This is a genomic window from Reyranella sp., from assembly GCF_965279625.1.
Taxonomy (GTDB): domain Bacteria; phylum Pseudomonadota; class Alphaproteobacteria; order Reyranellales; family Reyranellaceae; genus Reyranella.
In genome coordinates this window covers 2377121-2397311 of sequence record NZ_OZ257251.1, presented here as the reverse complement: position 1 = coordinate 2397311, position 20191 = coordinate 2377121, and the positions used below count along the sequence as shown (strand labels likewise).

At 67.2% G+C, this 20191-nt stretch carries 22 protein-coding genes; 12 read left to right on the top strand and 10 right to left on the bottom strand.

Translation table 11 applies throughout. From position 1 onward, the window contains the following. Complete coding sequence (locus ACQY78_RS11710) at positions 1–189, bottom strand: CsbD family protein (RefSeq protein WP_428685785.1); 189 nt, start codon at positions 187–189, stop codon at positions 1–3. A gap of 306 nt (positions 190–495) precedes the next feature. Here ACQY78_RS11710 and otsB point away from each other — a divergent pair, with 306 nt between their 5' ends. The 3 genes from otsB to ACQY78_RS11695 are packed head-to-tail and all read left to right on the top strand — an operon-like array spanning position 496 to position 4414. Then, a complete protein-coding gene (gene otsB, locus ACQY78_RS11705) occupies positions 496–1254 on the top strand; it encodes a trehalose-phosphatase (protein ID WP_428685783.1) in 759 nt (252 codons plus the stop codon). Then, entirely contained in the window at positions 1251–3050 is a 1800-nt protein-coding gene (locus ACQY78_RS11700) for a glycoside hydrolase family 15 protein (RefSeq protein WP_428685781.1), read from the top strand. Before otsB ends, ACQY78_RS11700 begins: the two co-directional genes overlap by 4 nt. Further along, positions 3035–4414, top strand: a complete 1380-nt coding sequence (locus ACQY78_RS11695) for an alpha,alpha-trehalose-phosphate synthase (UDP-forming) (RefSeq protein ID WP_428685779.1) — start codon at positions 3035–3037, stop codon at positions 4412–4414. The genes ACQY78_RS11700 and ACQY78_RS11695 overlap by 16 nt, the downstream gene beginning before the upstream one ends. Before the next feature lie 4 nt (positions 4415–4418). On the opposite strand, the gene ACQY78_RS11690 is transcribed toward ACQY78_RS11695, so the two are convergent. From ACQY78_RS11690 to ACQY78_RS11670, 5 genes are read right to left on the bottom strand one after another with little or no spacing between them, the layout of a single operon-like run. Then, positions 4419–4949 (bottom strand): GNAT family N-acetyltransferase, encoded by a 531-nt coding sequence (locus ACQY78_RS11690; protein ID WP_428685777.1) that lies wholly within the window; start codon positions 4947–4949, stop codon positions 4419–4421. Then, positions 4916–5530 (bottom strand): pyridoxamine 5'-phosphate oxidase family protein, encoded by a 615-nt coding sequence (locus ACQY78_RS11685; RefSeq protein WP_428685775.1) that lies wholly within the window; start codon positions 5528–5530, stop codon positions 4916–4918. Before ACQY78_RS11685 ends, ACQY78_RS11690 begins: the two co-directional genes overlap by 34 nt. Positions 5531–5540: 10 nt before the next feature. After that, positions 5541–6380, bottom strand: coding sequence for a DUF3883 domain-containing protein (locus ACQY78_RS11680; protein WP_428685773.1), 840 nt, complete (start codon positions 6378–6380; stop codon positions 5541–5543). Positions 6381–6392: 12 nt separating this feature from the next. Beyond that, a complete protein-coding gene (locus ACQY78_RS11675; protein ID WP_428685771.1) occupies positions 6393–7769 on the bottom strand; it encodes a CoA transferase in 1377 nt (458 codons plus the stop codon). Next, on the bottom strand, positions 7766–8482 hold the full coding sequence (locus ACQY78_RS11670) for an alpha/beta hydrolase (RefSeq protein ID WP_428685769.1): 717 nt from the start codon (positions 8480–8482) through the stop codon (positions 7766–7768). The genes ACQY78_RS11675 and ACQY78_RS11670 overlap by 4 nt, the downstream gene beginning before the upstream one ends. 56 nt (positions 8483–8538) lie before the next feature. Between ACQY78_RS11670 and ACQY78_RS11665 the strand changes: the two genes are divergently transcribed. Genes ACQY78_RS11665 through ACQY78_RS11655 form a run of 3 tightly spaced genes read left to right on the top strand, consistent with a single transcriptional unit; the run spans position 8539 to position 12028 of the window. Next, positions 8539–8817, top strand: a complete 279-nt coding sequence (locus tag ACQY78_RS11665) for a FeoA family protein (protein WP_425067688.1) — start codon at positions 8539–8541, stop codon at positions 8815–8817. Positions 8818–8873: 56 nt separating this feature from the next. Continuing rightward, a complete protein-coding gene (feoB, locus tag ACQY78_RS11660) occupies positions 8874–10724 on the top strand; it encodes a ferrous iron transport protein B (protein WP_428686361.1) in 1851 nt (616 codons plus the stop codon). Positions 10725–10729: 5 nt separating this feature from the next. Then, complete coding sequence (locus ACQY78_RS11655; RefSeq protein ID WP_428685766.1) at positions 10730–12028, top strand: PepSY-associated TM helix domain-containing protein; 1299 nt, start codon at positions 10730–10732, stop codon at positions 12026–12028. An 11-nt stretch (positions 12029–12039) separates the two neighbouring features. Here the strand turns inward: ACQY78_RS11655 and ACQY78_RS11650 are convergent, their stop codons facing one another. From ACQY78_RS11650 to ACQY78_RS11640, 3 genes are all read right to left on the bottom strand, one after another. Continuing rightward, a complete protein-coding gene (locus tag ACQY78_RS11650; protein ID WP_428685764.1) occupies positions 12040–12402 on the bottom strand; it encodes a DMT family protein in 363 nt (120 codons plus the stop codon). A 2-nt stretch (positions 12403–12404) separates the two neighbouring features. Next, positions 12405–13370, bottom strand: a complete 966-nt coding sequence (locus tag ACQY78_RS11645; protein ID WP_428685762.1) for a Bug family tripartite tricarboxylate transporter substrate binding protein — start codon at positions 13368–13370, stop codon at positions 12405–12407. A gap of 90 nt (positions 13371–13460) precedes the next feature. Next, on the bottom strand, positions 13461–14894 hold the full coding sequence (locus ACQY78_RS11640; RefSeq protein ID WP_428685760.1) for an amidase: 1434 nt from the start codon (positions 14892–14894) through the stop codon (positions 13461–13463). 58 nt (positions 14895–14952) lie between these two features. Here ACQY78_RS11640 and ACQY78_RS11635 point away from each other — a divergent pair, with 58 nt between their 5' ends. From ACQY78_RS11635 to ACQY78_RS11620, 4 genes are read left to right on the top strand one after another with little or no spacing between them, the layout of a single operon-like run. Further along, positions 14953–15708 carry a TSUP family transporter gene (locus tag ACQY78_RS11635; RefSeq protein ID WP_428685758.1) on the top strand — a complete coding sequence of 252 codons (756 nt, stop codon included), beginning with the start codon at positions 14953–14955 and terminating at the stop codon, positions 15706–15708. Continuing rightward, complete coding sequence (locus tag ACQY78_RS11630; protein WP_428685756.1) at positions 15705–15905, top strand: hypothetical protein; 201 nt, start codon at positions 15705–15707, stop codon at positions 15903–15905. The genes ACQY78_RS11635 and ACQY78_RS11630 overlap by 4 nt, the downstream gene beginning before the upstream one ends. Beyond that, positions 15902–16705: a crotonase/enoyl-CoA hydratase family protein gene (locus tag ACQY78_RS11625; RefSeq protein ID WP_428685754.1), complete on the top strand. Its 804-nt coding sequence runs from the start codon at positions 15902–15904 to the stop codon at positions 16703–16705. Before ACQY78_RS11630 ends, ACQY78_RS11625 begins: the two co-directional genes overlap by 4 nt. 14 nt (positions 16706–16719) lie before the next feature. Further along, positions 16720–17778 (top strand): aminoglycoside phosphotransferase, encoded by a 1059-nt coding sequence (locus tag ACQY78_RS11620; protein ID WP_428685753.1) that lies wholly within the window; start codon positions 16720–16722, stop codon positions 17776–17778. On the opposite strand, the gene ACQY78_RS11615 is transcribed toward ACQY78_RS11620, so the two are convergent. Next, positions 17775–18587, bottom strand: a complete 813-nt coding sequence (locus ACQY78_RS11615) for an enoyl-CoA hydratase-related protein (protein WP_428685751.1) — start codon at positions 18585–18587, stop codon at positions 17775–17777. The genes ACQY78_RS11620 and ACQY78_RS11615 overlap by 4 nt on opposite strands. Positions 18588–18604: 17 nt before the next feature. On the opposite strand from ACQY78_RS11615, the gene ACQY78_RS11610 reads away from it, so the two are divergent. Both ACQY78_RS11610 and ACQY78_RS11605 read left to right on the top strand, forming a co-directional pair. After that, entirely contained in the window at positions 18605–19630 is a 1026-nt protein-coding gene (locus ACQY78_RS11610) for an alpha/beta hydrolase (protein WP_428685749.1), read from the top strand. 14 nt (positions 19631–19644) lie between these two features. Beyond that, complete coding sequence (locus ACQY78_RS11605; RefSeq protein ID WP_428685747.1) at positions 19645–20184, top strand: hypothetical protein; 540 nt, start codon at positions 19645–19647, stop codon at positions 20182–20184. Positions 20185–20191 lie beyond the last annotated feature (7 nt).

Genomic DNA, 20191 nt, shown 5'->3' with positions numbered 1-20191 from the left:
TTAGCCGTCGATCGCCTTCTTCAGCGCGTCCTTGGTCTTGCCGACGGCCTGCTGCGCTTCACCCTTGCGTTCCTGGACCACGCCCTCGACCTGCATCTTGTCGCTGTCGATGGCCTTGCCGACGCCCTGCTTGACGTTGCCGACGGCCTCGTTGGTGACGCCCTTGATCTTGTCGGTCGTGCTGCTCATGAGCTTTCTCCTCTGTCGAATGGTTGTGCCTCTACAACGCCGGTCCCCCGTTGGCGTTGCCATCCAAATTCGACTCGGCGCGATGCACGGTCGTGTCATCCGTTCGTCACGGACTCGGGCGGTTGTCGACATATTCGCCTCAATTTTTGCCCTCCCGGAACGGGTTTGGGGAACCGCCGTGGGTTCATATCGTTGAACGACCACGCGCTAGGAGTGGCCGCCCGAAACGGCGGTCCCCGAACCGCGGCGTGTTGCGGTCGAGAGCCCCTTCGCGCCCCAGGGCATCCAAGGCGCAGAGGGGACGAGATGGCATCAACGGATTTCGACTACGGCACCGCGCTTTTCCTGGATCTCGACGGCACACTGCTCGAGATCGCCGCCACGCCCGAACTCGTGGTCGTGCCGCCGAATCTTCCCGGCATCCTCCTTCAGCTGCATACGCTTCTGGGCGGCGCTCTCGCCATCGTCAGCGGGCGGTCTCTCAAGACCATCGATCGATACCTGCAGCCATTCAAGTCTGCGGCAGCGGGCGAACATGGGGTAACGCTGCGGTTCAGCGACGGAACGGTGGAGGAGATGCCGGCCGGCCTGGCCGTGACACAGGCCTGGCGCGATTCGCTGGTGGCGGCGACGGAACGCTGGCCCGGCGTGCTCGTCGAGCCAAAGCCTCATGGATGCGCGATTCACTATCGACTGGCCCCGGAGCGCCACGACGATGTGTGGCGCGTCGTGCGGGCTCTCGTGCCCGAGGATCACCCGTGGTTCCGACTCATTCCCGCGCGTGAAGCCGTCGAGATCGGCTCTCGCGGAACGTCGAAGGGGCACGCAGTCGAGCGCCTGATGAAAGACAATGCCTTCAAAGGCCGCCGCCCGATCTTCGTCGGCGACGACTTCACCGACGAGGCCGGCATGAGCGCGGCGCGGCGCCATGGCGGCGAAGGATTCCGCGTCCAGGACGTCTTCGATGGCGACCCGGCGAAAGTACGCGCGTGGCTGGCGCACAATGCCAAACGGATGTTGGAGACGGCGTCAGCCCCGTCCCAGGCAGCCGGCGTCCGCCCATGAGCACGCTCGACCTCGGCGTCATCGGCAACTGCTCGATTGCGAGCCTGATCGACCGCAACGGCCGCCATGTCTGGCACGGGCTGGGTCGTCTCGACGGCGATCCGGTGTTCAATGCCCTGCTCGGCGGCAACGACCCGCAGGGCGGCTACATGGACGCCGTCTTCGACGGCATGAAGGAGAGCCGTCAGCGCTACATTCCCAACACGGCGATCCTGGAGACGATCATCGAGTGCGCCGGCGGAACGGCGCGCATCCTTGATTTCGCGCCGCGCTTCCGTCGCTTCGGTCGCATGTTCCGTCCCCCAATGCTCATGCGCCGGTTCGAGCCCGTCGCCGGCCGGCCGCGGGTGACGCTGCGCCTGCGCCCTACTTTCGATTACGGCGCGCGCAAGTCTCAGGTCACGGTGGGCAGCAATCACATACGCTACTATGGCGATGCGTCGGTGCTGCGCCTCACGACGGACGCCTCGCTCAACTACGTGCTCCACGAGACCGAGTTCTCGCTCGACCGGCCGCTCACGATGATCGTGGGCGCCGACGAGAGCATCACCGACAATGTCGATCAGCTGTCGCGCTCGTTCCTCAGCGAGACCGAGATCTACTGGCAGGGATGGGTACGCGACCTCAACATCCCGTTCGACTGGCAGGTGGCGGTGATCCGCGCCGCCATCACCTTGAAGCTCTGCAGTTACGAGGATACCGGCGCGGTGCTGGCCGCGCTCACGACCTCGGTGCCGGAGGCCGCCGGCACCGTGCGCAACTGGGACTATCGCTTCACCTGGTTGCGGGACGCCTTCTTCACCGTGACGGCGCTGAACCGGCTGTCGGTGACCCGCACGATGGAAAGCTACGTGCGCTTCATCATCGACGTGGTCGAGGCGGGCAGCAAGCGCGGCGAGGTCCAGGACGTGGCCCCGCTCTTTCCCATCGCGCCGGGGACCGACACGGTGGAGCGCCTGATCGACACCTTGCCGGGCTATCGCGGCTACGGGCCGGTGCGCATCGGCAATGCCGCGGTCGGTCAGCGCCAGAACGACGTGTACGGCTCGATGGTGCTGACGGCCGCCCAGATGTTCTGGGACGAGCGCCTGCCGCGTCAGGGCGATGTCGAGCTCTATCGCCAGCTTTGCGCCGTCGGCAACGAGGCGCACCGCGCCGCCCTCACGCCCGACGCCGGCCTGTGGGAATATCGCGAGCGCGAGGAGGTCCACACTTTCTCCGCCGCCATGTGCTGGGCGGCCCAGCACCGGCTCGGGATGATCGCCCGCAGGGTCGGCCTGGGCGGCGAATCGCGCGAATGGCTCGCCAAGGCGGGCGTGCTGCGGCAGGAGATCATGCAGCGCGCCACCATGTCCGACGGTTGGCTGTCGGGCGTGCTCGACCGCGAGATGGCCGACGCGTCCAGCCTCGTGCTGCCGGAGATCGGCCTGTTGCGCTCTGACGATCCGCGCTTCCACGCCACGCTCGACATGGTGTCGCGCAAGCTGATGAAGAACGGCTTCATCATGCGCTACATCGAGGCCGACGATTTCGGCGCGCCGTCCAACGCCTTCCTGCTCTGCACCTTCTGGTACATCGATGCGCTGGCCAGCGTCGGCCGCCGCGAGGAGGCGCTCGAACTGTTCAACAACGTGCTGGCCCGCCGCAACCACGTGGGCCTGCTGTCGGAAGACCTCGATCCGCGGACCGGCGAGCTGTGGGGCAACTTCCCGCAGACCTACAGCCAGGTCGGCCTGATCCTGTCGGCCATGCGGCTCTCGCGGAGCTGGGAGGAGGGGCTGTGGCACGCCTCGTAATCGTCTCCAACCGCGTGCCCGTTCCCAAGGCGCGGGGCACGGCCGCGGGCGGTCTGGCCGTCGCGCTGCGCGACCTCCTGACGCCCGGCGCGATGTGGTTCGGGTGGAGCGGCCGTCTCACCGCGGAGCCCTCGACGCCTGCCATCGTCGAGGCGCGCGGCGTCACCTATGCAACGGTCGACCTGACGCCCGACGCCTATCGCGGCTTCTATGTCGGCTTCTCCAACGGCGCGCTGTGGCCCCTGCTGCACTTCCGCCTCGGGCTGATGCATTTCCGTCGCGAGGATTACGAAGGGTATCTGTCGGTCAACCGCTCCTTCGCCTCGTCGCTGGCGCCGCTGCTGCAGGGCGACGACACGGTGTGGGCGCACGACTATCATCTCATTCCCTTCGCCCGCCTGCTGCGCAAGGAAGGCTTCGAAGGCCGCATCGGTTTCTTCCTGCACGTTCCGTTCGTGCCGCCGTCGATGCTCGAGGCCATGCCGGTGGCGCGCGAGCTGGTGGCCGATCTCTGCGCCTACGACGTCGTGGGCTTCCAGACCGAGGAACATGCGCGCGACTTTCGCGACTGCGCGCAGCGTCTGCTGGGCGCCACGGTCGACGGCGAGTGGATCCGGCTGGCTGGGCGTCGTGTGCGCGTCTTCGCCGATCCGATCGGCATCGATGCCCAGGGCTTCGCACAGGACGCCGTACGCGCCGAGGGTGACAAGGAGGTGCTGCGGGTTGCCGAAAGCCTGTCGAACCGCGCCCTGGCCATCGGCGTCGACCGGCTGGATTATTCCAAGGGTCTGCCGCACCGCTTCGAGGCCTTCGGCCGTCTGATCGAGAAGCACCCCGAGCACAAGCGCAAGATACACTTCCTGCAGATCTGTCCCCGTTCGCGCGAGGAGGTCGACGAGTATCGCAAGCTGCGCACCGAGCTCGACCGGCTGGCGGGACGCATCAACGGCCGTTTCTCGGAGTTCGACTGGACGCCGTTGCGCTATTCGACGCGCGGTGCGCCGCGCTCCACTCTGGCAGGCCTCTATCGCCTGGGGCGGATCGGCGTGGTGACGCCGTTGCGCGACGGCATGAATCTGGTCGCCAAGGAGTTCGTGGCCGCGCAATCGGATGAGGATCCCGGCGTGCTGGTCCTGTCGCAGTTCGCCGGTGCCGCCCAGGATCTCACCGAGGCGCTGATCGTCAATCCGTTCGATCCCGATGCCATCGCCGATGCGATGCATGTCGCCCTGTCGATGCCGCTGTCGGAGCGACAGGAGCGGCAGAGCGTGCTGCGGGAAAAGGTCATGCGCACGACCGCCGACGCCTACTGCCGGCGCTTCATCGAAGCCCTCGAAGCCCCGGTGATCGCGCGCGCGGCTTAGGCTTCTACGAAACCAGGCCGAACGCCGCCGGATAGACGACGAGTCCGTCCTCGCCGTCGAGGGCGCCGGGTACCAGCTCCAGGGCCATGAAGGAATCGCCGTCGAAGGGGCTGTCGAGGCCACTCGCCAGCTCGGCCGAGAAGCCGAAGCGCGGATAGTAATCGGGATCGCCGAGCACCACGACGGCCTGCCACTCCCGGCGCCGCGCCAGCTCGAGCCCGGCTTCGACCAAGGCGGTGCCGATGCCGGCCTGCTGGTGGTCCGGATGAACGCACATCGGCGCCAGCGACAAGGTCGGCACGGCATCGTCGTCGACCATCGTGGTCAGTGCGCTGAACAGGATATGGCCGACGAGGACGCCGTCCTCGACCGCCACCAGCTCGACCGCGTCGATGAACGCCTCACGCAGCTCGTCGATCAGCTTGCCTTCGAACGGGCCGCCGAAAGCCAGATCGTTCAGGTGGCGGATCGCCGCGTCGTCTTCCGGTTCGCGCTCGCGGATCACCACATGGTGGCCGCTGCCCGGCCCGGCCATTCGCGATCGTAGGTTTCGCCACCGACTCTCTCGTTGCTCAACGCTGCCAGGATCTGGCCGGCGCTCGGCAGCGACTTGGGATCGACATGCCGTTCGGGGTTCCACAGCTCCGAGCGGACGAGCGCGCGGGCGCACTGGAAATAAACAGCGTCGACCTCGATCACGGCCACCGAACGCGGCGCCTTCTCGTCAACGGCGAAGGACTCCAGAAGGTCGGGCGCGATGCTGAGATGGGCGCGGCCGTTAACGCGCAGCGTGTTGCCGACACCCGGGATCATGAACAGGAGCGCCACCCTGGGATCGCGCACGATGTTGCGCAGCGAATCGATGCGGTTGTTGCCGCGCCGGTCGGGCAGCATCAGCGTCTTCTCGTCGTGCACCCGCACGAAGCCCGGCCTGTCGCCGCGCGGCGAGCAGTCGAGACCTTCGGGACCGGACGTCGCCAGCGCCGCATAGGGCGACGCGTCGATGTAGGCACGGTAGTGCGGCGTGATCCAGTTCACTTCCTTGACCGTCGACGCTTCGACCGGCCGCCCGTAGATCGCCTCGAGCTCGGCTTCCGTTCTCAGGATGTCGGACATGATGTCTCCGCTACTTCAGCGATGCTTGAAACGTCAGAGCTTCGAGTTGCAATACTGCGTCGAGTGGCGGTGTCAAAGTGAAGAGTCCGGGCTGGCGCGAAAAGTCGTGGAGCCGATACAATCGGAATGCGTCGGGGCGCTCTTTGGCAACTTCATTTTCGTTTCGGGTGAGATAGAACGGCGTCGTACTGCCGCCGCGGGTCGTCTTGACCTCGATCCATCGTTCATGACCCGATGGATCGTAGGAGCGGATATCGTACCCGGCGCCATCGCCGTCTTCCTTTGAGACCCACCGTACCTTTCTAGCGAGGTCTCGGCGGTCGGCCGAGATGAGCAATTCGCGCTCGCGCTCATAGATCAGCTCTTCGCCGGCCTGGCCCAAAGCGCGGTTCATTTGATCGCGCAAGGCCGGGTCGAATCTCCGCGCTACGCGTTCTAACACCGTCCGCGCCTTGGCGCCGATGGGAGGTCTTGTCGGCGGTGGTCCGACAAAGAGCGAAGGCAACTCGGAGAAGCCGGTCAAAGGCATGATTGTCAATGGAACCGGATCGGGCTTCATCTCGAGATAGCGGCCGATTGCGGAGGCGATTGCGCCCTGAAAGTTCCACGCAGGGACGTAGCCACGGATTCTCGGGAGGCCAAGCTCTGTCAGGACGGCCGATATATTCTGGTGTTTGAATTCGATTGAACCGTCGGTGCGGTGGAGGTGCTCCTTCAGCGCTCGACGATGCTCTGTCTTGCGAACGGTTTCACCAGCCTGCTCTGCTTTCAGCATAGCGAAGTAGTCGGCAACGATGAGGTCGAGTTCGGCACTCGACCAATCGCGTCCAGCTACTTCGGAGTCAGCCATGCCTGGTCGAACTCAAATCCATTGCGCGGGAGAGGTGCCGAGCGGTTCGGCGGGACGGGCGTAATAGGCCGGTGTCTCACCAAGCTGCACCACCGGCTTCAGGTGACGCAGCCGGCCGAGCGGGCCGACGCTTTCGGTAAGGAGCGGCAGCAGTGCAGCCTCGGGCAGTTCGGCGGCGCCCTGCGCGGCATCGACGGTGCCGAGGCTGGCGAGCCAGTGTGCCACCTGGACCAGCGAAACGCGGACCTGCCAGGAGCCGCCCTGCTCGACCCGGCGGGCCAGCGCCACCAGGGCGCCCAGCGCGCCGAGATAGCCCGCGATATAGTCGAGGGCCTGGACCGGCAGGTTGCGTGGCTTGTCCAGCGAGCCTTGCGTGGCGGCAAGGCCGGTCACGTTCTGCACGATCGAATCGAAGCCGCGACGCGATGACCACGGGCCTTCATGGCCGTAGGCGCAGAGGCTGACGCAGACGATGCCGGGCCGCAGCGCCGCCACCTGTTCGGGCGAGAAGCCGCGGGCCGCAAGCGTGCCCGGGCGATAACCCTGCGTGAAGATGTCGGCGTCCTTCAGGAGCGCCTTCATCGTCTCGACGCCGGCGGCTTCGCGCAGGTCGATCCAGGCGCAGCGCTTGCCGTGCCCGGTGTCCATCAGCAGTTCGGCCTGGTAGGGCAGGTGAGGGGCCGCGACGTGCAGTACGTCGGCGCCGTTCTCCGCCAGCACGCGGCCGCTGGTCGGACCGGCCAGCACGCGCGTGAGGTCGAAGGCGCGCACGCCCGACAGCGGGCGTTCGCCCTCCGGCAGGGGCTCGGCCGGCGAGTCGCCGATCTTCACGATGTCGATCAGCGGCAGCTTCGCCACGGCAATCCCGTGCGGCGAGGCGTTCCATTCGTCGCGGCTGCGCGTCAGGCCGCCGACGCAGCCGCCGTCGGCAATCGCCTGCTCGATCGCGAGCCCGTCCCATTTGGCGACGGCGGCGGCCAGCGCCTCGCGCGTGTCGCCCTCGGCGCCGGCAATGCGCAGCGCGCCGGCGCGATGGTGCGGATGGTTGGTGTGGATGAACATGTGCCGGCCGTCGCGCGTCGGATAGTGGCCGGACAGCGGATCCCACGACACCGGCCGTTCGCCGTTGCGCAGGACGTAGGTGTTGGAGCGCAGCGAGGCCGTGGCGGCGGCGAGGTCGACCGAGACCGACTGGGCCCTGCCGGTCTTCAGTCGCCACAGGTCGGAAACCGCGAGGCCGACGGCACCCAGCGCCGCGGCGCCGGCGGTGCCGACGCGCCACGGCGTCTGGAACACCGGATCGCCGTCCCCGGTGAGGGTGAGCCGGTCGTCGGCGCGCGCGCTGCGTCCCAGCTGGCCCAGGATCGAATAGGCCAGGTCGTTGTTCACTTGCCGCCCGCCATGATCTTGGTCAGCAGGGCCATGAACTCGTTCGGGCATGTGATGTGCGGATTGTGGCTGGTGTCGAGTTCGTGGCAGGTCCAGCCGGCTTCGCTGCGCGCCCGGTCGGCGAACTGGCGGAACGGGTCGCCTGGGCCATTGCGGGTCGCATAGATGTAGTCGCGCGGCGGCAGGGGCTCCTTCGACTCGAGCTTGATCTTCTGCTCGAAGGTCTTGATCGGCTGCGGCCGGCGGCGCGGGCTCGCCCAGGCCACGTCCTCGGGCGCGGTATCCGGCGGCATCGGGTTGACGGGCATCTTCCAGCCGTCGCCGTCCCTCTCCGCGCCCTTGCGCATGTTGCCCTCGGCCTTCGGCCCGACCAGGTCGAACAGGCTCTGCCCGTCCTTGGGCGCGAAGGCGTCGATGTACACGATGCGTGCAAGACGGTGGGCGATCCTGTCGGCAACGCCCGTGGCGACCATGCCGCCATAGGAATGGCCCAGCAGGACGACGTCGTTCAGGTCCTCGAACTCGATCTCGGAGACGATGTCCTGGATGTGGGTCGAGAGGTCGACGTCGGGCGTGGCGAGATGGGCGCGCGCGCCGAGGCCGGTATAGGTCGGCGCGTAGAACTGGTGGCCGGCCGCCTGCAGCAGGGGACGCATCTTCTTCCACGCCCAGGCCGCCGACCAGGCGCCATGCGCCAGAACGATATTTGCCATTTCCTTACCTCCCGCTGGCGAGCCAGCCTTTTCGATGCTACTACGACTTACTCTCAATGAGCAGCGAACCAACAATAGCACTTGGCACCGCCCGCGTGGGCTTCCGTGGGCGCATAAAAGCCATCGCCGCGGGGCGCGTCGCCGCAGGCATGTCTGCGCCCGAGCTCGAGCGCCGCCTCATCGAGCTGGGCTTCGTCGAAGGCGCCGACGTCGAAATCCTGCACCAGGGCCTGTTCGGTGGCGATCCCATCGCCGTGCGCGTCGCCCACACCACCATCGGCCTGCGCCGTCGCGAGGCGATGGCCATCCTCGTGAGCGTCGGAGCCGAACCGTGAGCGTCACCGCCCCCGCCGCCCCATCCGTCGCTTCCGGCGCGTCCACCGCCGCCCCCGTGGTCGCTCTCGTCGGCAATCCCAATTGCGGCAAGACGGCATTGTTCAATGCGCTGACCGGCAGCCGGCAGAAGGTCGCCAACTATCCGGGCGTCACCGTCGAGAAGAAGGTCGGGCCCCTGACGACGCCCGCCGGCCGCACGGTGCGGATCGTCGACCTGCCCGGCACCTATTCGCTGCGTGCGCGCTCGCCGGACGAGGAGGTGACGCGCGACATCGTGCTGGGACGGACCCAGAGCGACGTGATCCCCGACCTGATCGTGTGTGTGGCGGACGCGTCCAACCTGCGGCTCGCGCTGCGCCTCGTGCTCGAGCTGAAACAGGTCGGCCGGCCGATCATGCTGTCGCTCAACATGATGGACATCGCGCGCAAGCGCGGCATCGAGATCGACGCCGAGAGGCTCAGCCGGGAACTCGGCGTTCCCGTCGTGACCTCCGTCGCGGTGCGCCGCGGCGGCACCGACGCGCTGCTGGCCGAGATCGACCGCCGCCTTGCCATGGCAGAGCGCGCGACCGGCACGCTCTGGACCACGCCCGACGCCGCCGCCCTGCGCAGCGCCCAGCGCGAGGCGGACCGCATTCTCGCCTCCGTGGTGAAGGGACAAGGTAAGCCCGACAGTCTGACGACGCGCGTCGACGCGGTGCTGCTGCATCCGGTGGCGGGACTGGTCGTGCTGCTCACCATCCTGTTCGTGATGTTCCAGGCGGTCTTCGCCTGGGCGCAGCCCGGCATGGATGCGATCGAGGCCGGCTTTCATTTCCTTGGCGACCTCGTCGCGGGGCTGCCGCTCCCTGACCTTCTGAAGAGCTTTCTGAAAGACGGACTGATCGGTGGCGTCGGCAGCGTGATCGTGTTCCTGCCGCAGATCGTCATCCTGTTCTTCTTCATCCTCCTGCTGGAGGACCTGGGCTACATGGCGCGCGCGGCCTTCCTGATGGATCGCATCATGGGCGGTGCCGGCCTGCACGGGCGGGCCTTCATTCCGCTCCTGTCGTCCTTTGCCTGTGCCATCCCGGGCGTCATGGCGACGCGCGTGATCGACGACCGGCGCGACCGCCTCACCACCATCCTGGTGGCGCCGCTGATGACCTGCTCGGCGCGCATCCCGGTCTATACGCTGATCATCGGGGCGTTCATTCCCGACCGAGAGGTCTGGGGCTTCGTCGGCCTGCAGGGGCTGGTGATGTTCGGCCTCTACACGGTGGGCATCGCCAGCGCGCTCGGCGTGTCGTTCGTGGTCAAGCGGCTGATCTGGCGCGGCAAGCCGGGCGAGCCCTTCATGCTCGAACTCCCGGACTACAAGCTGCCCCAGGCCAAGAGCATCGCGATCGGCCTGTGGACGCGCGCCACGATCTTCCTCAAGCGGGCCGGCACGATCATCCTGTCGATGATGATCCTGATCTGGGTGCTGGCCACGTTCCCGCAGCCGCCGGAAGGCGCGACCGAGCCCGCCATCAACTACAGCCTGGCTGCCAAGATCGGCACGGCGATCCAGCCGCTGACCGAGCCGCTGGGCTTCAACTGGCAGATCAACGTGGCGCTGATCCCCGGCATGGCCGCGCGCGAGGTCGCGGTCGGCTCGCTCGGCACGATCTACGCGATCAGCGGCGGCGAGGAGGCCACCGACAAGATCGCCCAGGCCCTCAGCTCCCAATGGAGCCTCGCCACGGCGCTGGCCTTCCTCGCCTGGTACGTGTTCGCACCGCAATGCGCGTCAACCCTGGCCGTCATCCGGCGCGAGACCGGCGGCTGGCGTTGGCTGTGGGTGACGTTCTTCTACATGCTGGCGCTGGCTTACGTGGCGGCCTTCCTCACGTATCGCATCGCCGTGGCGCTGGGCGGGGGATGATGACGATGGCGAAGGGTCCCAGGCCGCAGCGGCGTACCTTCCGCTACTGGCTGCAGCAGATCCATCTCTGGATCGGCCTCATCCTGCTGCTGCCGCTGGTGATGATGGGCATCACCGGCGCGGTGCTGGTCTATGCGCACGATATCGAGCATCTGCTGGGGCAGGGCGAGCCGGCCGTGAAGACGGAAGGCGAGTGGCAGTCTGCAGGGCGGCTGATCGAGGCCGCCAAGACAGCCAACAACGAGACCGGGCGGGTTCCCATCGCAGTCCGCTGGCCCATCGAGGCGGGCGAGCCGGCGGCCGTACGCCTGTCGCGCCCAGGCATGGCCGGCGAGCGACCGCAGTTCCGCGGCGGTCAGCAAGCGAGCCCGCCGGGCGGCGCGCCGCCGCAACCGGGCCAGCCCGCGCAGGGACGTGTGCCGACGCAAAGCCCGTTCGCCGGCAGCCTGCAGATCCTGATCGATCCGGTGTCGCTGCAGGTCCTCCAGACGCAGCAGGCCATGACGGGCTGGGTGCGCTTCTTCCACGACCTGCATGGACACATCTTCATCCCCGGCGGTCTCGGCCGAGAGATCGTGGGCTGGCTGGGCGTGGCGATGCTCGTGCTGGGCTGCTCCGGGCTCTATCTCTGGTGGCCCAAATCCGGCCAGTGGAAGCAGGCCTTCATGGTTCGGCGCAAGGCCAAGGGGCTGCGCCTGAACCGCGAGCTGCATGGCGCGGTCGGCATCTGGTCGCTGGTGATCTTCATGCTGGTGAACTTCACCGGCGTCTATCTCGCCTTCCCGCAGCAGATCTCGGCCGCGGTCAATCTCGTGTCGCCCGGTCGCGACATGCGCGCGGCGATGTTCCAGGCCCGGGTCGAGCCGATGCGCGGGACGCCGGCGATGAATGTCGACGAGGCGATCGAACTCGCGAGAGCGCGCGTGCCCGGCACGCGGTTCCTGAACGCGTTCCTGCCGACGCGCCCGGACCAGGCACTGCGCGTCGGTCTGGTGCGGCCCGGCTACGAGGAGGGCGCGCCGGTCGTCACGGTGATCGTCGATCCCTATCGCCGGACCGTGGTCGACGTGTTCGATCCGCAGACCATGTCGGCCGGCGAGAAGGTCATTACCTGGCAGCGCGCGCTGCACTACGGCATCGGACTGGGCGCCGCCTACAAGTTCCTGGTCTTTGTCTCGGGCGTCATCATCCCGATCTTCGCCGTCACCGGATTCCTGATGTGGTGGATCAAGCGGCGCAATCGCCGCGCCGGGGAGAGGGCGAGGCAGGCCATCCTGAGCGGTGCGGGTCAGGCCGCCGAATAGACCGTCTCACCTCACCACGACGGGAGCGGTCCCTTGAAGATGAAGAAGGCGCCGCCGCAGATCATCGCGAAGCCGACCAGATGGTTCGAGGTGATGCGTTCGCCGAGATAGAGGACCGAGAAGGCGGCGAACACGGTGAGCGTGATCACCTCCTGCATGGTCTTGAGTTCGGCCGCCGAGTAGATCTCATGCCCGTACCGGTTGGCCGGAACGGCGAAACAGTATTCGACGAAGGCGATGCCCCAGCTCGCCACCACGACCAGCCACAGCGGCTTGTCGGTGAACTTCAGATGCCCGTACCAGGCGAACGTCATGAAGACGTTGGAGACCAGCAGCAGGACGATCGGCGTGATGGTAGCGGGCAAGAAGGACATGGCTACTCCGGTTTGATCTGAAGCTTCTTGATAAGCGGGACGACCATCTTGTCCTCCGCTTCGAACATCGCCGCGGTTTCCTGCGGGGTGGTCGGATAGGCCTCGGCCGCAAGCTCGGCGAAGCGCGCGACGACGGCCGGGTCCCTCAGGACCTTGACCATCGCCTCGTTGATCTTCGCCACCACGTCGGGCGGCATCTTGGCGGGGCCGAACAGGCCGGTGAAGGTCGCGAAGGTGAAGTCCTCGAGACCCTTCACGCCGCTTTCCTTCATGGTCGGCACGTCGGGAATCTGCGGCATGCGCTTGTCGGACGAGACGGCGATGGCGCGCAGCTTGCCCGACTTGATGTTGCCGATGGCGGCGTTGAGCTGGTCGACCTGGGCCGGGACCTGGCCCGCCATCACGTCGATCATGGCGGCGCCCGACCCCTTGTAGTGAACCGACGTGTATTTGGTGCCAGTGGCCTCGGCGATCAGCTCGACGGCGAGGTGATTGGTGGTGCCGAGGCCGGAATCGGCGACCGCGAACTTGCCGTCCTTGCCCTGGGCAATGAAGTCGGCGAGCGTCTTGATCGGCGAGTCGGCCGGCACGACGAGGACCGCCGGCACGCGCTGGATGTGGGTGATCGGCGTGAAGGCCGTGCGCCAGTCATAGGGCGCGTTGCCATAGATGGCGGGGACTGCGACCAGCGAGTTGGCCGTGACCAGCAGGCTCGTCCCGTCGGGCGCCGAGCGCGCGACGACGTCGCTGCCGATCATGCCGCTGGCGCCGGCCTTGTTCTCGACGATGACGCTGACTCCCGACACCTCGCGCAGCTTGTCGGCGATGATGCGCGCGGTGACGTCGATGTTCCCGCCCGGCGCATAGGGCGCCATGATCTTGATCGGCTTGTCGAAGCCCTGCGCAGAGGCCGTTGCCGGCCCGACAGCGAGGCCAAGAAAGGCCGCGAAAACCGCAATCAGACGCATGGAATCCTCCCATTCATGTTTGGGAGGAACCTAGAAGAACGACTATGGCAGCGCAAAGGCTCGATCCCTGCGCTGCCCGCGTGGCGGCTCTCAGAGGGCCGGCGGCCGGTGCTGCGCCCACGGCCGTGCGGCTTCGAGCAGGGCGCCCATCCGCAGCACGTCGGTCTCCGCGCCCCACTTGCCCACGACCTGCACCGAGGTCGGCAGCCCGTCGGTGCCGAAGCCCGACGGATAGGCGCAGGCGGGGTGGCCGGTGAGGTTGAACGGGTACTGGTAGGAGGTCCAGCCCTGGCGGGTGATGCCGCACTTCACGCCGTCGATCACCACCTCGTCGTTGGCCGCGTCGTGCGTCACGTCGAGCGCCGTGCGTGCATTGGTCGGCATCACCAGGAAGTCGTAGCGCTCGAACAGCGACTGGATCTTGCGGAACAGGGTCGTGCGCGCGAACTGCGCGTTGCGGAAATCGGCCAGGGTGAACTTGGCGCCGCGCTCCATGAACGCCAGCGTCACCGGATCCATCTGGTTCTGCCACTTCGGCAGGTACTGCGCGCAGAACACGGCGAAATTCGCCTGGTAGAGCACCCGGCCTTCGTACTCGATCCAGTCGATCTTCTCGGTGACCTCCTCGACTTCGGCGCCCATCGCCTCCCACGCCGCGAGCGCGGCGCGCGTGTTGGTGCGCACATCGGCGGCCACGCGCGGATTGGCGGTCAGCTCGATATAGCCGATGCGCACGGCGGCGAGGTCGGCACCCGCCAGCTTCGGCGACAGCGGCTTCTGCGACGGACCGTTCAGGGTCCAGGGATCCTTGTCGCTGGGACCGACCAGCACCGAATGCATGATCGCAGCATCGGTGACGGAGCGCGCCAGCGGCCCGGCATAGATGTTGTTGCCGTAGGCGTCGCGCGTCGTGTCGTAGGGTACGGCGCCCAGGGTGGGCTTGAGGCCGACCAGGCCCGAACAGGAGGCGGGACCGCGCACCGAGCCCGCGCCGTCGGTGCCCAGCGACAGGGGCCCGAGGCCCGCCGCCACCGCCGCCGCGCCGCCGCCGCTCGAACCGCCGGGCGTCCGCTCGAGGTTCCACGGATTGCGCGTCACGCCAAACGGACCGTCGGTCAGGCCCTTGACGCCGAACTCGGGGGTGGTCGCCTTGGCGAAGATGACGGCGCCCGCGTTGCGCAGGCGCTGCACCAACAGATCGTCGGCGGCCGCCGGGCCGTTGCCTTCGAAGATCGCCGAGCCGTGGCGCGTCGGCACACCTTCGACATCGACCAGATCCTTCACGCTGATCGGGACACCGTGCAGGGGCCCCAGAACTTCACCCCGTGTGACGGCTTCCTCGGCCTTCTTTGCGTCGCGCCTTGCCTGATCGACCGCGACCTCGCGGAAGCAGTTGATTTTCGGGTTGGCTCGCTCGGCGGCCTTCAGCACCGCGTCGAGATATTCGACGGGCGAAAGCTTCTTCGTGCGGATGAGGGCGGCGGCCTGAACGGCCGGAGTGAAGAGAAGATCTGTGTCGGTCATGGCGCGCACACTAGCCCATCCTCGACACGGTCTGCACGCTGCGCTACGCCCGCTGTCGATGTTTTCCCTTCCCGTAATGGCGGCACTCGCGGTCGTGGCCGTCGTGACCTCGTTCGTCTCCGGCATCTTCGGCATGGCGGGCGGGATGCTGCTGATCGGCTTCCTGCTGGTCCTGTTGCCGGTGCCGGTCGCGATGGTGTTCCACGGCGTCATCCAGATCGCGGCCAATGGCTGGCGCGCCTGGCTGTGGCGCCATCACGTGAACTGGAACGTCGTGCTGCAGTTCGGCGCCGGGGCCGGCTCGTCGCTGGTCGTCTTCTCTTTCTTCGATTTCGTGCCCGACAAGGCGCTGGTGCTGATGGCCGTCGGGCTGACGCCGTTCGTCGCCTTGGCCGTGCCTCAGCGCATCGCGCCCAACATCGAGCGTGGCGGCCAGGCCTTCCTGGCGGGCGCGATCGGCGGCGCCATTCAGCTCGTCTCGGGCGTGACCGGTCCGCTGCTCGACATCTTCTATGTCCGTACCGGCATGACGCGGCAGGTCAACGTCGCCACAAAGGCGGCGGCACAGGTGCTGGGGCACCTGACAAAGGTCCTCTATTTCGCGATGGTGATCGAAGGTCCGGCCGGCCGCGAGCTCGAACAGTGGCTGGTCATGGGCTACGCCGCGGTCTTTGCCGTGATCGGCACCACCTTGTCGCGCAGCTTCCTCGACCGTATGTCGGACAAGCAGTTCTATCACTGGACGCGCCGTGTGATCCTGGCGCTCGGTGCGGTGTACATAGGGCAGGGCCTCTGGCTGATGGTGACGCGATGAGCACTGTGAAGGATCAGGTTCGGGAGCTGCTCGACCGGCTGCCGGACGATTGCACTTTCGCCGACGTGCAGCGCGGCATCGCGGTCATGATGTGGCCCAAGCGCGACGACGGCAGCCTCGAGCCGCCCAAGCGCCTCGACCCGGAAGAAGTGAAGCGCCGCCTGCGCGAATGGATGAAATCGGAGGGAGAGAAATGAAGGACCGCGTCTCGATCGACTTCAAGGACGGCGTGGCCGACGTCCGCCTGATCCGTGCCGACAAGATGAACGCGCTCGATCCGGCGATGTTCGAAGGCATCATCGAGGCGGGCGCCAGGCTCGCCACCATGCCGGGCCTGCGCTGCGTCGTTCTGTCGGGCGAGGGCAAGGCCTTCTGTGCCGGCCTCGACATGGGCAGCTTTGCCGCGATGAAGGCCGAAGGCGACGCGGTGCCAGGCGTTCGAGATCTCACCAAGCGCACCCACGGCATCGCCAACCGGCCGCAGCAATGCGCCTGGCTGTGGCGCGAGCTGCCGGTGCCGGTGATCGCCGCCGTCCATGGCGTGGCGTTCGGCGGCGGCTTCCAGATCGCGCTGGGCCCGGACATCCGCTACGCCACTGCCGATGCGCGCTTCTCGGTGATGGAGATCAAGTGGGGCCTGGTGCCCGACCTCGCCGGCACGCAGCTGATGCGCCATCTGGCGCGCGAGGATGTCGTGCGCGAACTCACCTATACCGGCCGCATCTTCAACGGCGTCGAGGCACGCGACATGGGTTTCGTGACGAAGGTGGTCGACGACCCGCGCGCCGCGGCGCTGGAGACGGCGCGCGAGATCGCCTCCAAGAGCCCCGACGCGATGCGCGCCAACAAGCGGCTGCTCAACGCCGCCGTCGCGACCGATGCCGCCTCGGGCCTGATGATGGAGTCGGTCGAGCAGCAGAAGCTGATCGGCTCGCCCAACCAGCTCGAAGCCATCATGTCCAACCTGCAGAAGCGCGCCGCGAACTACAGGGATTGAGCCGGGGCTCCACAATGAGCGTACCACTGCCCACGATCGTCGATGCCGCTTTCGTCACCGGGGCGCTTCGCCGGTGTGGCGTGATGTACGAGAGCGGTCGCGTCGCCGACGTGGTCGTCGAGAAGTCGTTCCAGACGCTCCTGTCGCAATTCCTACGGCTACGGCTCACCTATGAAGGTACGCAGGCCGAGGCGCCCGGCTCGGTGATGCTGAAGACCGATCTCCCCGGCCGACCGGGTGGTGCTTGGGAAAGCGGCCGGCGGGAAGTGGCGTTCTACAATGAGGTCGCGCCTTCGAGTCCAACGGGCTTGCTGCCCCGCTGCTTCGACGCACGGTGGGAGGAAGGCAGCGGCTGGCACTTGCTGCTCGAGGATTTGACCGACACTCACTTCGTCGCGACGCAATGGCCGCTGCCACCGTCGATGGCGCAATGCGAGCGGATCGTGCGCGTGAGGGCGCGTTTCCAGGCCGCGTGGTGGGACGATGCCCGACTGGGCTCGACGGTCGGCAAGTGGGACGAGACCGCTGGCACCGAGACCGCACTGGCGGGTCTCGTGGCGAACTACGAACGCTTCGCCGATGTGCTGGGCGAGCGTCTGTCAGCGGACCGGCGCGACCTCTATGCCCGCCTGTTCGCTGCCGCACCGCGGCTGGCTGAGCGCTACCTCTCGCGCCGCCACATGACGATCGTGCAGGGGGATGCGCATGTCTGGAACTGCCTTCTGTCGCGCAACGAGGCACCCGACGATTCCCGCCTCTTCGACTGGGACGCCTGGCGTCCCGATACCGGAACGGACGACCTCGCATATATGATGGCGTTGCACTGGTATCCCGACCTGCGCAGCCGGACCGAGACGCACCTGCTTGATCTCCATCACGCCGAACTCGTGGCGAACGGCGTGACGGGCTACGACCGGCGTTCCCTGCAGGACGACTATCGCCTGTCGGTATTGTGGCAGAGCACAACGCCGATCTGGCATCACGCCGCCCGGATTCCGCCGGTCATCTGGTGGAACAACCTGGAGCGCATTCACCTCGCGATCGAAGATCTAGGCTGCCGCGACCTGCTCTAGCGCCCCTTGAACACCGGCTTGCGCTTCTCGACGAAGGACGCCACCGCCTCCTTGTGATCGGCGGTGCGCGACGACTGCACCAGGCGCTCGGCCTCGCGATAGTGCGCGTCCGCGTAATTGATGTGCATCGCCTCGTCGAGATTGTCCTTCATGTGGCGCAGCGCCACCCTCGGGCCCTCGGCCAGCGACTTGGCGAAGGCGAAGGCCTCGTCCTGCAGCTTGGCGTCGTCGACCACGCGATTGACGAGACCGATCTGCTCGCAGCGCTCGGCGCCGACCTTCTCGGAGGTGAACATCAGCTCGCGAGCCCGCATCGGGCCGACGGTACGGGTCAGCAGCCAGGAGATGCCGTAGTCGCCCGAGAGCCCGATCTTGGCGTAGCCGGTGGTGCAGAAGGCGGACTTCGCAGCGATGCGGATGTCGCAGGCCAGCGCAATGGCGAGGCCCGCGCCCGCCGCGGCGCCGGGCAATGCTGCGATGGTGGGCTTGCGCACGGCGACCAGCGCGCCGGTGAGATGCGTCTGGCGCCAGCGCAGGTCGGCCAGCCGCTCCTCATGGCTCATCTGGCCGCGCGGCCCGCGTCCACCCATGCCCTTCACATCGCCGCCGCTGCAGAAGGCGGTGCCGGCGCCGGTGATCAGCAGCGCACCGACGCCATCGTCGTCGCCACGCGCCTTGATCTGGTTGCGCAGCGCCTCGGTGAGGTCGGGCGACATCGCGTTGCGCGCCTCCGGGCGGTTCAGCGTGATCAGCGCGACGCCGTCGCGGACGCTGCACAAGAGTTCGGTTGTGCCGGTATCGATTTCCATGTGACCTTCTCCTTGCCATGACATTCCCGGTCACCGAACACACCGTCAAGACCGCCCGCCACACGACGGGCTATCTCGCCTGCGGAGCGAAAGAGGCACCGCTGCTGATCTTCGTCCATGGCTGGCCCGAACTGTCGCTGTCGTGGCGGCACCAGCTCCCGGCCTTTGCAGCCCTTGGCTTCCGCTGCATCGCGCCGGACATGCGCGGCTACGGCCGCTCCAGCACCTACATGCGGCACGAGGATTTCGCGCAGGAAGAGATCGTGGCCGACATGGTGGAGCTGCTGGCCGCACTCGGTCGCGACAAGGCGGTGTGGATCGGCCACGATTGGGGAAGCCCCGTCGTCTGGAACATGGCGGCGCATCATCCCGACAAGGTGGTGGGCGTGGCGAGCCTGTGCGTGCCCTATCTGCCGACCGGCTTCACGCTCGACACCGTCGTGCCGCTGGTCGACCGCACGCTCTATCCCGAGGCCCAGTTCCCGGCCGGCCAGTGGGACTACCAGTTCTTCTACGAGGAGAGCTTCGACAAGGCCTGCGCGGGCTTCGACGCAAACCCGCTCAACGTGGTGAAGGCGCTGTTCCGCAAGGGCGATCCGTCACGCGTCGGCAAGCCGGCGCCGACCTCGACGGTGCGCCGCGCCGGCGGCTGGTTCGGCGGCGGCGCCTGTCCCGACGTGCCGCGCGATTCCGACGTGCTCAGCGAACAGGACATGGAGGCCTATGCCGCCGCGCTGGCGAGGAACGGCTTCTTCGGACCGGACTCCTGGTACATGAACCACAAGGCCAACGGCGCCTATGCGAAGCGGGCGAAGAACGGCGGGAGGCTCGCGATGCCGGTGCTTTTCCTGCATGGAGCCTACGACACGACCTGCGAGACGATGACCTCGAAGCTCGCCGAGCCCATGCGACAGAACTGTGCCGATCTCACCGAGGTCGTGGTGCAATCCGGCCACTGGATGGCGCAGGAACAGCCTGTCGCCGTGAATGCGGCATTGGCCAAGTGGCTGGCGGCGAAGCTGTCGGATTACTGGAAAGCGTAAAACGCGTGGGTCGCTTGCGGTTCCTGCTGGCACTGGTCGCCCTGGCCGTGATGTCCGGCATCTCCGCAGTGCCGGCCCTGACACCGATCTCGCCCGAACAGCTTCTGTGCGACGCAAACACCATATTCGTCGGGCGTGCCGTCGAGGCTGCGCCGGCGCGGCGCCGGCCGGATGCGCAGGATGCAAACGGCGTCGACCTCACCGTCGATGTCCGCCGCGTGATCGGGCGGAAGGAACTGAACGGTGGGCCCACGCCGGTCCTCGCGCCCGGCGACAGCATCAGGGCCTACGCCCTGGCATCCGTATCGCCTTATCCGGCGGTGGGCCGCTTCGACGAGAAGGCAGGACTGGCTTTCGTCGGTCCGTACGACAGCCTCGTTCCCGAGGCCGACCTGGTGCAGGCTTACAAGGCGGAGGATTTCATCTACGCCGCCCACCTGGCGCCGGGCGTGCGCTCGTTCGTGAGGACTTGGCCGCTCGACCAAGAAGACTGGGTCCGCAAGACGATGGCTTCCTACGCGACGATGGGCCAGCCCTGCTCGTCGCCTCAATAGCGTCCAA

What these genes read in the sequence shown, in the direction of transcription:
- ACQY78_RS11710 (WP_428685785.1), bottom strand. Translation starts at nt 189, where the DNA reads ATGAGCAGCACGACCGACAAGATCAAGGGCGTCACCAACGAGGCCGTC.
- otsB (WP_428685783.1), top strand. Translation starts at nt 496, where the DNA reads ATGGCATCAACGGATTTCGACTACGGCACCGCGCTTTTCCTGGATCTC.
- ACQY78_RS11700 (WP_428685781.1), top strand. Translation starts at nt 1,251, where the DNA reads ATGAGCACGCTCGACCTCGGCGTCATCGGCAACTGCTCGATTGCGAGC.
- ACQY78_RS11690 (WP_428685777.1), bottom strand. Translation starts at nt 4,949, where the DNA reads ATGGCCGGGCCGGGCAGCGGCCACCATGTGGTGATCCGCGAGCGCGAA.
- ACQY78_RS11685 (WP_428685775.1), bottom strand. Translation starts at nt 5,530, where the DNA reads ATGTCCGACATCCTGAGAACGGAAGCCGAGCTCGAGGCGATCTACGGG.
- ACQY78_RS11680 (WP_428685773.1), bottom strand. Translation starts at nt 6,380, where the DNA reads ATGGCTGACTCCGAAGTAGCTGGACGCGATTGGTCGAGTGCCGAACTC.
- ACQY78_RS11670 (WP_428685769.1), bottom strand. Translation starts at nt 8,482, where the DNA reads ATGGCAAATATCGTTCTGGCGCATGGCGCCTGGTCGGCGGCCTGGGCG.
- ACQY78_RS11665 (WP_425067688.1), top strand. Translation starts at nt 8,539, where the DNA reads ATGAGCAGCGAACCAACAATAGCACTTGGCACCGCCCGCGTGGGCTTC.
- ACQY78_RS11655 (WP_428685766.1), top strand. Translation starts at nt 10,730, where the DNA reads ATGGCGAAGGGTCCCAGGCCGCAGCGGCGTACCTTCCGCTACTGGCTG.
- ACQY78_RS11650 (WP_428685764.1), bottom strand. Translation starts at nt 12,402, where the DNA reads ATGTCCTTCTTGCCCGCTACCATCACGCCGATCGTCCTGCTGCTGGTC.
- ACQY78_RS11645 (WP_428685762.1), bottom strand. Translation starts at nt 13,370, where the DNA reads ATGCGTCTGATTGCGGTTTTCGCGGCCTTTCTTGGCCTCGCTGTCGGG.
- ACQY78_RS11640 (WP_428685760.1), bottom strand. Translation starts at nt 14,894, where the DNA reads ATGACCGACACAGATCTTCTCTTCACTCCGGCCGTTCAGGCCGCCGCC.
- ACQY78_RS11635 (WP_428685758.1), top strand. Translation starts at nt 14,953, where the DNA reads ATGTTTTCCCTTCCCGTAATGGCGGCACTCGCGGTCGTGGCCGTCGTG.
- ACQY78_RS11630 (WP_428685756.1), top strand. Translation starts at nt 15,705, where the DNA reads ATGAGCACTGTGAAGGATCAGGTTCGGGAGCTGCTCGACCGGCTGCCG.
- ACQY78_RS11625 (WP_428685754.1), top strand. Translation starts at nt 15,902, where the DNA reads ATGAAGGACCGCGTCTCGATCGACTTCAAGGACGGCGTGGCCGACGTC.
- ACQY78_RS11620 (WP_428685753.1), top strand. Translation starts at nt 16,720, where the DNA reads ATGAGCGTACCACTGCCCACGATCGTCGATGCCGCTTTCGTCACCGGG.
- ACQY78_RS11615 (WP_428685751.1), bottom strand. Translation starts at nt 18,587, where the DNA reads ATGGAAATCGATACCGGCACAACCGAACTCTTGTGCAGCGTCCGCGAC.
- ACQY78_RS11610 (WP_428685749.1), top strand. Translation starts at nt 18,605, where the DNA reads ATGACATTCCCGGTCACCGAACACACCGTCAAGACCGCCCGCCACACG.